At 65.8% G+C, this 13278-nt stretch carries 10 protein-coding genes; 8 read left to right on the top strand and 2 right to left on the bottom strand.

Annotated elements, in window-relative coordinates; translation table 11 throughout:
* The first annotated feature begins 27 nt into the window (after positions 1-27).
* From AC2FNY_RS04955 to AC2FNY_RS04945, 3 genes are read left to right on the top strand one after another with little or no spacing between them, the layout of a single operon-like run.
* Complete coding sequence (locus AC2FNY_RS04955; protein ID WP_496801803.1) at positions 28-2220, top strand: dehydrogenase E1 component subunit alpha/beta; 2193 nt, start codon at positions 28-30, stop codon at positions 2218-2220.
* Positions 2217-3254 carry an ACP S-malonyltransferase gene (locus AC2FNY_RS04950; protein WP_496801802.1) on the top strand — a complete coding sequence of 346 codons (1038 nt, stop codon included), beginning with the start codon at positions 2217-2219 and terminating at the stop codon, positions 3252-3254. Before AC2FNY_RS04955 ends, AC2FNY_RS04950 begins: the two co-directional genes overlap by 4 nt.
* A gap of 43 nt (positions 3255-3297) precedes the next feature.
* Entirely contained in the window at positions 3298-4575 is a 1278-nt protein-coding gene (locus tag AC2FNY_RS04945) for an NAD(P)/FAD-dependent oxidoreductase (RefSeq protein WP_496801801.1), read from the top strand.
* On the opposite strand, the gene AC2FNY_RS04940 is transcribed toward AC2FNY_RS04945, so the two are convergent.
* Entirely contained in the window at positions 4569-5480 is a 912-nt protein-coding gene (locus tag AC2FNY_RS04940) for a LysR family transcriptional regulator (RefSeq protein WP_234142820.1), read from the bottom strand. The two genes, AC2FNY_RS04945 and AC2FNY_RS04940, sit on opposite strands and share 7 nt — an antisense overlap.
* Positions 5481-5555: 75 nt before the next feature.
* Here AC2FNY_RS04940 and AC2FNY_RS04935 point away from each other — a divergent pair, with 75 nt between their 5' ends.
* A complete protein-coding gene (locus tag AC2FNY_RS04935; protein WP_496801800.1) occupies positions 5556-8774 on the top strand; it encodes a reductive dehalogenase in 3219 nt (1072 codons plus the stop codon).
* 9 nt (positions 8775-8783) lie between these two features.
* Here AC2FNY_RS04935 and AC2FNY_RS04930 read toward each other — a convergent pair whose 3' ends face one another.
* Positions 8784-9812: a LacI family DNA-binding transcriptional regulator gene (locus AC2FNY_RS04930; RefSeq protein WP_496801799.1), complete on the bottom strand. Its 1029-nt coding sequence runs from the start codon at positions 9810-9812 to the stop codon at positions 8784-8786.
* A 144-nt stretch (positions 9813-9956) separates the two neighbouring features.
* Between AC2FNY_RS04930 and AC2FNY_RS04925 the strand changes: the two genes are divergently transcribed.
* The 4 genes from AC2FNY_RS04925 to AC2FNY_RS04910 all read left to right on the top strand — a co-directional run bounded on the left by AC2FNY_RS04925 (position 9957) and on the right by AC2FNY_RS04910 (position 13276).
* The gene (locus AC2FNY_RS04925) at positions 9957-10145 is read left to right on the top strand and encodes a hypothetical protein (RefSeq protein WP_234137429.1); all 189 of its coding nucleotides are present in this window, start codon (positions 9957-9959) and stop codon (positions 10143-10145) included.
* Positions 10146-10168: 23 nt separating this feature from the next.
* Entirely contained in the window at positions 10169-11314 is a 1146-nt protein-coding gene (locus tag AC2FNY_RS04920; RefSeq protein WP_496801798.1) for a TRAP transporter substrate-binding protein, read from the top strand.
* 80 nt (positions 11315-11394) lie between these two features.
* The gene (locus AC2FNY_RS04915) at positions 11395-11937 is read left to right on the top strand and encodes a TRAP transporter small permease (RefSeq protein ID WP_234137431.1); all 543 of its coding nucleotides are present in this window, start codon (positions 11395-11397) and stop codon (positions 11935-11937) included.
* A gap of 10 nt (positions 11938-11947) precedes the next feature.
* A complete protein-coding gene (locus tag AC2FNY_RS04910; RefSeq protein WP_234137432.1) occupies positions 11948-13276 on the top strand; it encodes a TRAP transporter large permease in 1329 nt (442 codons plus the stop codon).
* The last annotated feature ends 2 nt before the right edge of the window (positions 13277-13278 follow it).

Here is a 13278-nt window from a genome sequence, read left to right as displayed (position 1 = left end):
GCCCCAAGCATAAAAGAAGGCCGAGCCATGGACCGCGCCCAGATCGTACATGAAAACTTCCTCAGCCGGGTCGCGGCGGGCGACCTGCCTGCCGGGGTCCCACCGCGCCCGGGTCTGTTGCGAGAGCAGGCGGTGTCTCTTTATCGCTCGCAGGTGCTCAGCCGTGCGCTTGACCGGACCAGCCGGGCCATGCAGAAAGCGGGGCAGGGGTTCTATACCATCGGGTCGTCGGGGCATGAGGGGATGGCGGCGGTGGCGCAGGCCCTGCGCCCGACCGACATCGCCTTTCTGCATTACCGCGATGCGGCGTTCCAGATCGCGCGGGCGGAGCAGGTGCCGGGGCAGCAGATCGCCTGGGACATGCTGCTCAGCTTTGCCTGTTCCAAGGAGGACCCGACCTCGGGCGGGCGGCACAAGGTGCTGGGGTCCAAGGCGCTGATGATCCCGCCGCAGACCTCGACCATTGCCAGCCACCTGCCCAAGGCGGTGGGCGCGGCCTATAGCCTGGGTGCGGCGCGGCGGCACCCCCCCGAACACCGGCAATTGCCCGAGGACGGGATTGCCATGTGTTCCTTTGGCGATGCCTCGGCCAACCATTCCACGGCGCAGGGCGCGATCAACACGGCGGGCTGGACCAGCGTGCAGTCGATCCCGCTGCCGCTCCTCTTTGTGTGCGAGGATAACGGGATCGGCATTTCGACCAAGACGCCCAAGGGCTGGATTCAAGCCTCGATGGAGCATCGGCCCGGTATCCGCTATTTCCAGGCCAACGGGCTGGACATTTACGAGACCTATGCCGTGGCGCAAGAGGCCGCCGAATATGTCCGCACCCGGCGCAAACCGGCCTTCCTGCATCTGAAAACCGTGCGGCTCTATGGTCATGCCGGGGCGGATGTGCCGACCACCTATTTGACCCGGGCCGAGGTCGAGGCCGAGGAGGCCATGGACCCGCTGCTGCACAGCGTGCGGCTGCTCGCCGAGGACGGCGCGCTGTCGCCGGAGGAGGCGCTGGCGATCTATGAACAGACCTGCGCGCGCACCGACCGCATTGCCGCCGAGGCCGCGACCCGCCCGCACCTTGCCAGTGCGGGTGAGGTGGCAGCCAGCCTGATCCCGCCGAAACGGGACTGCAAACCCACCAATGGCCCCAGCGCCGAGGCGCGGGCAGCCACATTTGGTGGCGACCTGCGCGCCATGGACGAGCCGCAGCCGATGAGCCGCCTGATCAACTGGGCGCTGACCGATCTGATGCTGGAACATGGCGAAATCGTCTGCATGGGCGAGGATGTGGGCCGCAAGGGGGGCGTCTATGGCGTGACCCAGAAGCTGCAACAACGGTTCGGCCCCGACCGGATGATCGACACGCTGTTGGACGAGCAGTCCATTCTGGGGTTGGCCATCGGCATGGGCCATAACGGGTTCCTGCCGATCCCCGAGATCCAGTTCCTCGCCTATCTGCACAATGCCGAGGATCAGATCCGGGGCGAGGCCGCGACGCTGCCGTTCTTCTCGAACGGGCAGTTTTCGAACCCGATGGTGCTGCGCATCGCGGGGCTGGGGTATCAAAAGGGGTTCGGTGGGCATTTCCACAATGACAACTCGCTCGCGGTGCTGCGCGACATTCCCGGCGTGATCATCGCCTGCCCCTCGACCGGGGCGGATGCGGCGCAGATGCTGCGCGAATGCGTGCGGCTGGCGCGCGAGGAGCAACGGGTGGTGGTGTTCCTCGAACCCATCGCGCTCTACCCGATGCGCGATTTGCACGGGGCGCAGGATGGTGGTTGGATGACCACCTATCCCTCGCCCGACCGGCGCATCGCGCTGGGCGAGGTCGGGGTGCATGGCGATGGCACCGATCTGGCCATCGTCACCTATGGCAACGGGCACTACCTGTCCAAACAGGCGCTCCCCGAGATCGAGGCGGCAGGGATCAAGGCGCGGATCATCGACCTGCGCTGGCTGGCGCCGCTGCCCGCCGAGGCGCTGCGCGCGGCCACGCAAGGGTGCAAACACGTGCTGATCGTCGACGAATGCCGCCGCACCGGCAGCCAGTCCGAGGCGCTGATGACTTTCTTCTGCGAAGAAAGTCGCGCCCCCGCGACCGCCCGCGTGGTGGCCGAGGATTGCTTCATTGCCACCGGCCCGGCCTATGCTGCCCCGCTGCCGTCCAAGGACGGCATCGTGGCCGCCGCACTGTCCCTGACCGGAGTTGCGAAATGACCCGTACCGCTGTCGTGATCTGCCCCGGCCGGGGTACCTATAACAAACCGGAACTGGGCTATCTGCACCGCCACCACGGCGCCCGGATGGACATGTTCCGCGCCTTTGACGCCATCCGCGCAGAGGCCGGGCAGGAGGCAGTCACCGCGCTGGACGAGGCCGAGCGGTATACGGTCGGAAAATACTCGCGCGGCGATGTGGCCTCGCCGCTGATCTATGCCGCCGCGCTGGGTGATGCGCAGGCGCTGGCCGAGGATATCGAGGTGGTTGCTGTCACCGGCAATTCGATGGGCTGGTATATCGCGCTGGCTGCCGCCGGGGCGCTGAGCCCGGAAAACGGGTTCCGGGTGGTCAACACCATGGGCACGCTGATGCAGGAACGGCTGATCGGCGGGCAGCTGGTCTATCCCTTCACCGGTGAGGATTGGGCGAATGACCCGGCGCGCAAGGCGGCGCTGCTGGCGGATGTGGCGCGGATCGACGCCATGCCGGGGCATGACCTGGCGCTGTCCATCGAACTGGGCGGCATGCTGGTGCTGGCCGGAAATGAGGCAGGGCTGTCGGCCTTCGAGGCCGCGCAGCCGGTGGCGCAGGAACGCTTCCCGATGCGGCTGGCCAATCACGCGGCCTTTCACACCCGCTTGCAGGCACCGGTTGCCGCCGAGGGGCGGCAACGGCTGGGCGCGGGCCTCTTCACCCAGCCCACCCGCCCGATGATCGACGGGCGCGGCAAGATCTGGTGGCCGGGCGCCACCGATACCGGGGCGCTGTGGGACTATACACTGGGCCATCAGGTGACCGAGCCCTATGATTTCACCCGCGCCGTGCAGACCGCCGCGCGTGAATTTGCGCCCGACCTGTTCATCGTCACCGGTCCCGGCGCCACGCTTGGCGGTGCGGTGGCGCAGTCGCTGGTGCTGGCCGATTGGCGTGGCATGAGCGACAAGGCGACGTTTCAGGCGCGCCAAGCCGAGGTGCCCTTGCTGGTGGCGATGGGGCGCGACGATCAACGCGGACTTGTCACCGCCGTCTGAGTGCCTAAGACGTAGATATCCCTCTTGCAGACGAGACCCGGCCATGTCGGACAATACCCGCAACCTCTGGCATCTGACCTCGGCTGAGCAGGTCACCGCGCCGCCGCTGGCGGGGGATGTCACCGCCGATCTGGTGGTGATCGGTGGCGGCTATACGGGCCTGTCGGCGGCGCTTCATGCCGCGGAGCAGGGCGCCGATGTACGGCTGGTCGAGGCCGAGATGCCGGGCCATGGCGGCTCGGGCCGCAATGTCGGACTGGCCAATGCGGGCCTGTGGCTGCCGCCCGACGATATCCGCGCCCATCTGGGCAACGGGGCGGGCGACCGGTTGATCGCGCTGCTGGCCGGGGCGCCGGGAATGGTGTTCGATCTGATCGACCGGCACGGTATCGCCTGCGAGCCGGTGCGGGGCGGTACGCTGCATTGCGCGCATTCCCTCTCGGGCCTCGCCGATCTGAAACGCCGCCACGCGCAACTGACCGCCAGCGGGGCGCCGGTCGAACTGCTCTCGGCCGCAGAGACCGCGCGCCGTACCGGGTCGGCCGCGTTTCACGGCGCGCTCTTTGATCCGCGCGCGGGCACCATCCAGCCGCTGGCCTATGCCTGCGGGCTGGCCCGTGCCGCGCAGGCGGCGGGGGCGCAGCTGCACGGGCAAAGTCCGGCGCTGGAGGTGGAACATAATGACGGGGTCTGGCAGGTGCGCACGCCCGGTGGCAGCATCCGCGCGGGCAAGCTGATCCAGGCCACCAACGCCTATCACCGGGGATTGGCCCGACGAAAGCCCGCCCATGTGCCGGTGCACTATTTCCAATATGCCACCGATCCGCTGCCGGAGAAGATCCGTGCCGCGATCCTGCCGGGCGGCGAGGGGTGTTGGGATACCGGGTTGATCATGACCTCGTTCCGGCTGGACCGGGCGGGGCGGATGATCATCGGCGGCATGGGGGCGCTGGACCATCCGGCCAGCGGCATCCACCGGGCCTGGGTGCGGCGCAAGCTGGCGCAGCTCTATCCCGCCTTGTCAGGGCAACCGCTGGTCACCGGCTGGCATGGGCGCATCGCGATGACCGGCGATCACATCCCCAAGATCACCCGCCCCGGCCCCGGCGCGCTGGCGGCGCATGGCTATTCCGGGCGCGGCATCGGGCCGGGCACCCTGTTCGGCAAGGCCATGGCCGAGGCGCTGCTGAGCGGGGACGAGACCAACCTGCCGATCCCCGCCATCGATCGCCATGCCGAGCGCTGGACCACCCTGCAACAGGCCTATGTGGAGACCGGCGCCACGCTGATGCACCTGATCCGGGCGCGCGCGGGCTACTGAGCGCCGCGTTGCAGCCGGGCGGCGATTGCCTCGACCCGGGCGCGCAGCCAGCGATGTGCCGGATCCGCGGTCGAGCGTTCGTGCCAGACCATGTAGATCGACACCGGATCGCAGGCAAAGGGCAGCGGCGCGCAATCCAGCGCCGCCAGCGGCCCCAGTTTCATCAGCGTGGTATCGGTCGAGATCAGGTCGCTGCCTTTGACAAAGGCGGGGATGGCGCCGAAATGTGGCAAAATCACCGTGGGTGGGCGTATCTGGCTTTGATCCACGCCGCGCATCACCACATTGGCGCTACGTCCGTCGCTGAATCGCACCTCGACATGTTCGGCGGCACAATAGCTCTGCCAGCTGTCGGGCGGGCTGCGATGACTGGCGTCATAGTAGATTTGCAACGGGCTGGTGAACAGGTGCCGCTGATAGATATCGGGCCCATCCGGCGGCAGCGGCGTCAGCACCAGCTGGCAGCGGTCGCTGCGCAACAGGGCCGGATCGGGCACGCCCGAGGGGACGAAGCCAAGGCTCAGCCGTACTCCTTCGGAGCGGGCGCGGTGCAACAGTTCGGGAAAGATCAGCTCGCGTTGCAGGTCGTTGGCGGCGATGTCGAAATGCATCGCTTCGCCCAGCGGGTCAAAGGGGCGGGCATCGGTCAGCGACTTGATCCCGTCCAGCACCCGCTGCACCGGTTCGCGTAGCGACAGTGCCCGTTCGGTGGGCGTCAACCCCTGGCCCGAGCGTACGAACAGCGGATCACCCAGCACCGCGCGCAGCTTGGCCAGCGTATGGCTGACCGCCGATTGGGTGACGCCCAGCCGGTCGGCCGCGCGCGAGACCGAGCTTTCTTCGAGGATGACCAGAAAGCAGCGCAGCACCTTGCCATCGAGATCGGTGAAATCGAATTTGTTCATGAGATTTATGACTAAACATGAATGGTTTTACTGTCCATTCCACGCTACGCCGGATGGGCATTCAGGAGGCGCCGGATGGGTATTCGCTTTTTCTCGGACCGCGATAGGCCCGTTCATATGGGTCCCTATCCGCTGGAGCGGCTCGCCCGGCGCGATGGCGTGGCGGATCTGGCTGGCGTTCCGCAAATGCCTGTGCTCAGCTTTCACCGGCCCGAGCAGCCCGAGAGCATCGTCAACGCGATGGGCGAGTTTCAGGCGATGCTGGATGCGATCCGCGACGGGCTGGTCAACCCGGCCCGCGCCGAGATCCCTTCCGATCCACAGGAGCGCGCCAACCATCTGAAAGCTTTTGGGTATTTCAACGATGCCTCGATGATGGGTTGCGGACCCTTGCCGGCCGGGGCGCTGTTGCCGGCACCCCGACGCAACCCCGATATCGACCGGCTGGCCGAGGCGCTGCGGACCCGGCAGACCAAGACGCTGGCCTCGGGTATCGACGTGATCATGGCCGACCTCAAGGAGAGCATGGAGGCGCCGCCACGCCCGATCGAGGGGCACCGGCACGCGATTGTCTTTCTCTACGAACATCACCGCGACCCCGAGGCGGACGAACCGGGAACAGAGTGGATAAGGGACGCGCAGGACCATCGTGCCTGTCTGCTTGCCAGCGAAAACGCGGTGGTGATCGCCAATTACATCCGCCTGCTGGGCTATGACGCGCGGGCGCATACCGCCATGTCGAGTGATGTCGATCTGGGGCGGCTGGCGCTGGCGGCGGGGCTGGTGACGCTTGAAGGCGGGCAACTGGCCGCGCCCTGGCTGGGGCGCCGTTTTGGTCTGGCTGCCGTCACCACCGAAATGGAACTGGCCCATGACCGCCCCTTGACGCCACTGGCCGCGCAGTCCTGGGCCGCCACCCGAGGCCCGATCTGGTGGCTGGGCAAGGGGTTCGCCAAAAGCGCGTTGAACCGCGACCCCTATGCCCGGCGGCGCTATGTGGACGGGGCTCACCCGTTCGAGCGGCTGCACCGGGTCGAGACGCCCACCACCTATATCGACGAGGCCAATGTGGCCCGTGTTCCCAAACGCGCCGACATGTTTGCCCGCGCCCAGTTCGGCGATATGGGCAAGGCCCTGCAAGAGGGGGCCAAGGGTGGTCATTACGTGCGCAAGGCGGCGCCCAGCTTTGCCCAGCGGCGGGCGCTGGGGGCGTTTGTACTGCTTCAGGATGGCGACAGCGCCGATGTGCCCCGTCCGGTCGATCCGCGCCGCAATGCCGCCAACCTCAAGGCGGCGAGCTATTTCCTGGGCATCGACGCCGTCGGCCTCAGCCGCTGCCCGACCTGGGCCTGGTACAGCCATGACGCCACCGGCGAGGCAATTACCCCGCCGCATGATCAGGCGATCAGCATGATCGTCGATCAGGGCTATGAGACGATGGAAGGGTCGAGCGGCGACGACTGGATCGCGGTGGCGCAATCCATGCGCGCTTACTTGCGCTTTTCGCTGTTGGGGGGCGTGATCGCGCAGCAGATCCGCAATCTGGGCTACAAGGCCAAGGCCCATACGGTGATGGATGGCGAGGTGTTGCAACCGCCGCTCCTGCTGCTGTCGGGTTTGGGCGAGGTCAGCCGCATCGGCGAAGTGATCCTGAACCCGTTCCTGGGCCCGCGCCTGAAATCGGGTGCGGTGACCACCGACATGCCGATGAGCCATGACAAGCCCATCGACTTTGGTCTGCAACGGTTCTGCGAGGCCTGCAACAAATGCGCCCGCGAATGCCCCTCGGGGGCGATCACCGCCGGGCCCAAGCGGATGTTCAACGGCTACGAGATCTGGAAATCTGACAGTCAGAAATGCGCCACCTATCGCATCACCACCCAGGGAGGCGCCATGTGCGGGCGCTGCATGAAGACCTGCCCGTGGAACCTCGAAGGGTTGTTTGCCGAACGCCCCTTTCGCTGGGCGGCGATGACGATCCCGGCGGCGGCCCCGGCGCTGGCGCGGCTCGACGATGCGCTGGGCAATGGTGGGCTGAACGAGGTCAAGAGATGGTGGTGGGATATCGAGTTGCAGCCCGATGGCGCCTATCGCCCGACCGCCAGGCCAGTGAACCGGCGCGGCCTGCAACGGGATCTGGACCTGAAATATGAGGATCAGACACTGGCTGTCTATCCCGCGCCGCTGGCGCCGCATCCCTGGCCCTATCCGTTTCCGATGGACCGTGAGGCGGGGATCGCCGCCTATCAGGAGATGATCAGCGCCGACGAATACCGGGCGCGGCTGGCATCTGGCGACCGGTCGATGGTGCATCGTTATACCGTACCCGATGCGGACAGTGCGCCGGTGATCCGGGTCGAGGTGACGCGGGCCGAGAAGATGACGGCTGAGATCACCAAATACGAGTTTGCCGCCCCAGACGGCGCGCCGCTGCCCGAATGGACGGCGGGCGCGCATCTGGACGTTCTGGTCGCGCCCGAGTTCCTGCGTCAGTATTCGATGTCGGGCGACCCGGAGGACCGCGCCACCTATCAGATCGGGGTGCTGCGCGAGGATGCGGGGCGGGGCGGCTCAAGGCTGATGCATCGCATCTTTACGCCGGGCCGGCGGGTATTCATCTCGAAACCGATCAATCACTTCGAACTGGAGGAGCGCGCGACGCGCACATTCCTGATGGGCGGCGGCATCGGCATCACCCCGATGATCGCCTTTGCCCACCGCTTGCACGCGCTGGGGGCCGACTTCGAGCTGCATTATTCCGTCCCCAGCCGCGCCAGCGCAGGATATCTCGAGGATCTTGGCGCGATCCCCTGGGCCCATCATGTGCAGTTGCATGTCTCGGATGAGGGGTCGCGCGCCGATCTGGATACGGTTCTGGCGGGGTATCGGCCCGGCTGGCACGTTTATACCTGCGGTCCCGAGCGTTTCATGGATGGGGTGATGCAGGCCGCCGAACGACAAGGCTTCCCCGAAGAGGCGCGGCATCTGGAATACTTCTCGGTTCCCGAACAGCCCGCGTATGAAAACCACCCCTTCACTCTGAAACTCGCCCGGACAGGGCGCGAAATCGCGGTGCCCGCGGACAAGGATGCCGCGCAGGTGTTGAACGAGAACGGGATCCCTATCGACGTCAAATGTTCGGACGGGATCTGCGGCGTCTGCAAATGCGGGCTGATCGCGGGCGCGGTCGAGCATCGCGATTTCGTGCTGTCCAGGAAACAGCGCGAGGGCGCGATCATCCTCTGCCAATCCCGCGCGGCAGAACCGGGTGGGGTGGTCGAGATCGACCTGTAAGCTTGCGGCCTATGCGCGCGGTGGCCCCAGCGAGCCGCGCAGAACGACGCGGGTATCCAGTCGCTGCCCCTGTCCCGGTGTGCCCTCTGACACCATCGAGATCAGGGCACGCGCAGCGCGGGTACCCATCTGTCGATGTGGAACATGCACGGTGGTCAGGCCCGGGCTGCACACCTTGGCCAGTTCGATATCGTCAAAGCCGGTGATCGAGACATCGCCCGGCACGTCATATCCCATCTCCTTGGCCCGTCCCATGGCGCCGACAGCCAGCACGTCATTGCCGCACATCACAACGGTCGGGCGGGGCGTACGCTGCATCAGGGCCTCGAACGCGGCGGCGCCCTCGTCGATACCATAGGCGGTTTCCACAAGGCTCAGCGCGTCGGGGTCCAGTCCCGCCTCGTCCATGGCCGCGCGGATTGCGGCCACCCGGGCGCGGGCGCGGTCGTTGCTCGCCTGTTCGGCGCTGATCACGCCGATATGGCGATGGCCGTCCGCGATCACCCGTCGGGCAAGGTCCAGCATTGCGGAATGGTTGTCGAACCCGATCGTGGGCACCGGCGCATTCGGGTCGTGGACCCAGGCCACGAGGGTCGGAATGCCGCGCCGGTTGAGAAAGTCGTAGAGCGCCGGATCGCGATGGGCGCCGATCAGGAACAACCCGTCGGCGCCGCGCGCCACCAGGGTGCGAATCTGCTCCTCCTCCAGTTCGGCGCGATATGAAGAGGAGGCCACCAGCAACGTGATCCCCTTAAGCCGCAACTCCTCCTGAAAGGCCTGAAGACCTCGGGCAAAGATCGCGTTCTCCATGGTCGGGATCACGGCGCCGATGGTGTTGGTGCGTTTCGCGGCCAGGGCGCGGGCGCCGAAATTGGGCGAATATCCAAGGTCGCGCACCGCCTGCAAAACCCGGTTGCGGGTCTCCTCGATGACCCGGTCAGGCGTGTTCAGACAGCGCGAAACCGTTGCCGTCGACACGCCCGCGCGCCGGGCCACATCGGCCAGGGTCGGGGTGCGTTCGGTTGGCGGCGCGGTCATGCTGAGCGGTTCCATCGGGTTGAGGGCGGTAGGGTCCGATATCCCATCCGCTGGGAACAGCATAGCGTGTAAGCGCTTGCATCGTCAAATGTAAGCGCTTACATTGCTAGGGCGAATCGTGTTTTTACCCATCCGGAGGACCCGATGCTTTTGATCTCGGCCGCACTCTTTGCCCTGTTTGCCCTGAATGTGGGCCTTGGCTCTGTCGGGGTCGGGCCGATGCTGGGGGATGTTGGTGAAATGCTGGTTCTGTTCGCCGCTGCAATCGCGTTTGTGGTGGCCATTCTGCAACGGGAAGCCGCAGCGAAGAGCAAGACAAACCAGCGGCCCTGATCTGTCCAAATGGGAGGAAATACATGAAAGACGACCGGACCGGACTTGCGTCCGCGACACGCCGCAACTTTCTGAAACTGGCCGGCAGCGGCAGCTTTACCGCCGCCATGGTGGCCGGCGCGGCGGGGACCCTGTGGTCGACCGAGGCCGCAGCGCAGACCGCCAAGGAAGAGAAGGAACGAGAAGCCGCCGCATCGCATGTGATGACGGTGGCGACGGCATATGTGCTGGGCGCGTCGCGCAGCTATCCGATCATGCAGCTGGACCTCAAGGAGAACATCCAGAACGCCACCAACGGCAAGGTCTATGTGAAACTGGCGCCGGGCGGCCAGCTGGGCGCCGGTGGCGCGCTGGTGCAAAAGGTGCAGGGCGGCACCATCCAGGCGGCGCAGCATTCGCTGTCGAATTTCGCCCCCTTCGCAAGCGCCGTCGACCTGATCAACATGCCGTATTTCTGCGGCTCGAACCAGCGGTTCACCAACCTCGTGTCGTCGGATGCCTGGAAGTCCGAGGTGCATCCCAAGGTCGAGGCCGCGGGCTTCAAGGCGCTGTTCTATATCGTGATCGACCCGCGCGTCGTGGCCGTGCGCAAGGGTGGCAACGCGGTGATCACGCCGGGCGATCTGGCAGGGGTCAAGTTCCGCGTGCCGGGCTCGAAGATGCTGCAACAGTATTACCGCATGGTCGGCGCCAACCCGACGCCGGTGGCCTGGGGCGAGACGCCCTCGGCGATCAAGCAGGGCGTGGCCGATGCGCTCGACCCGTCGGTCGGCGCGCTTTATGTTTTTGGCTTCAAGGACATCCTCAGCCATGTGACCTTTACCCAGGCGGTGCCCGACAGCCAGGTGTTCTCGATGAACCTGGAATGGTTCAACGGGCTTCCGGCAGACGTGCAGGAAGGCATCATGTTCGCGGGCGAGGTCACCTCGCAGCAGAACCTGGCCAAGGTGCCCGCCGCGCGTGCCTATGCGATGTCGGAACTGACCAAATCCGGGGTCGAGTTCCATTCGCTGTCCGCCGATCAACTGGCCGAATGGCAGGCGACCGGCGGCTATCAGCGCCCGGAATGGGACAGCTTCAAGACCGAACTGGCCGGGTCGATGGATGCCTTTGCCCGCCTCGAAGAGGCCGCCGGCACCATGGGCCGCTATTACGTGCACGACGCCTGATCGGGCACTGGCCGGCGCCTGGGATGGCGCCGGCCCTTTCCTTACCCGCATGACGCCATCAACCGGGCCTCCGGCAACGGATGCCCCTCGCCCGGAGGGAGGGACGCGTGAGCCTTATCCTGAATGCCCTGAACCGGAATGCCGAGCGCTGGGCGCTCTTGGTGTTCTACGTGATGCTTGTCGTCACCATGGCCATCGAGGTGCTGCGGCGCGAGATCTTCGCCTATTCCTCGATCTGGGGAGAGGAGATCGTGCGCTATTCCTTCATCTACCTCGCCTGGATCGGCGCCGCCTCGGCGGTGAAGGAACGGGGCCATATCCGCATTGATGTGCTGATGCATTACCTGGGCCGCCGGGCCAAGGCGCTGCTCTATATCTTTGGCGATCTGGTGATGTTCGTGGTGGCGGTCATCGCGCTGTACTGGTCGTTCGAAACGGTGCTGGTCTCGGCCAAGTTCGGCTCGGTCAGTCACGGCCTGCGCATCTCGATGGTGTGGTTCCTGATGGCGGTGCCGGTGGGCTTTTCGCTGATGATCCTGCGACTGGTGCAATCCTTCCTGCGCGATTTGCGCAGCCTTCGTGACGGCACGCCCGTCTACGAGGGCGACAAACTGTTCGATTGAGGGGACGGTCATGCTTTGGAACACCCTCAATCAGACGGTTGAACTGGGCTGGGATTTCTACCTGCCGGTGATCCTGTTCGTGGGCCTCATCGCGCTGGCGGTGCCGGTCTGGGCCGCCATCGGGGCGGCGGCGATCACCATGTTGATCATGTCGGGGGACATGCCGCTGAGCGCGGTGGGCGAGAGCCTGTTCACCGGCATCGACGCTTTTGCGCTGACAGCGGTGCCGCTGTTCATCCTGACCGGTGACGTGCTGGTGCGCACGGGGCTTTCGCGCAAGTTCCTGGACGTGGCCGAGGCGCTCACGCAATTCGCCAAGGGCGGGTTCGGCTCGGCCACGGTGCTGGTCTGCGGCATGTTCGCGGCCATTTCGGGCTCGGACGCGGCGGGGGCCGCCGCCGTGGGCCGGATGACCATCGACCGGCTGGTCGAGTCGGGCTATCCCCGGCCCTATGCCTGTGCGCTGGTGGCAGCGGGGGCCTGTACCGGCATCCTGATCCCGCCTTCGATCGCCTATATCATCATCGGTCTGGTGCTGGGTATCTCGGCCTCGACCCTGTTTCTGGCCGCGCTCATTCCGGGTCTGTGCATCCTGATCTCGATCCTGGTCACCAATGTGGTGATGAACCGCATCAACGGCTGGGAGGGCGGCGGCAATATCTCGGCCGCCGAATACCTGGGCAATCTGGGCCGGGCGCTGAAATCCGGCTGGTATGCCTTCATCGTGCCGGGGATCATCTTTTACGGCATCTTCTCGGGCCGGCTGACGCCGACCGAGGCGGGTGCCACCGCTGTTGTCGTCACCATCCTGATGGGCTTCATCCTGCGCACCCTGTCGCTGTCCGACTTCCCGGCGATGCTGGTCAGCTCGGCCAAGGTGAACGGGGTTATCCTGCCGATCATCGCCTTTTCGGCGCCGCTGGCGGAGGCGCTGGCGATCATGGGCGTGCCGCAGGGATTTGTCGCCGCTGTCACCGGCATGACCGACGAACCCTGGCTGTTGATCCTGCTGATGATCGGCATCCTGATCGCGGCGGGCTGCGTGATGGAGACGACGCCCAATATCGTGATCCTGGCCCCGATCCTGAAGCCGCTGGCCGACAATATCGGCATGAACGAGATCCAGTTCTGCATCATGATGATCACCGCGCTGGGTGTGGGCTTCATCACGCCGCCGCTGGGGCTGAACCTGTTCGTGGTCTCCGGCATCACCGGCGAGTCGATCCTCAAGATCGCCGCCCGCGCCGTTCCCTTCGTCTTGTTCATGCTGCTGGTGGTGCTGCTCATCGCCTATCTGCCCGCCATTTCCACCACCCTCTTGCCCGATATCTACAAATAGGA

The sequence above is a fragment of the Ruegeria sp. BHSC223 genome (genome assembly GCF_059613025.1).
This window is presented reverse-complemented; position numbering and strand designations above follow the sequence as displayed.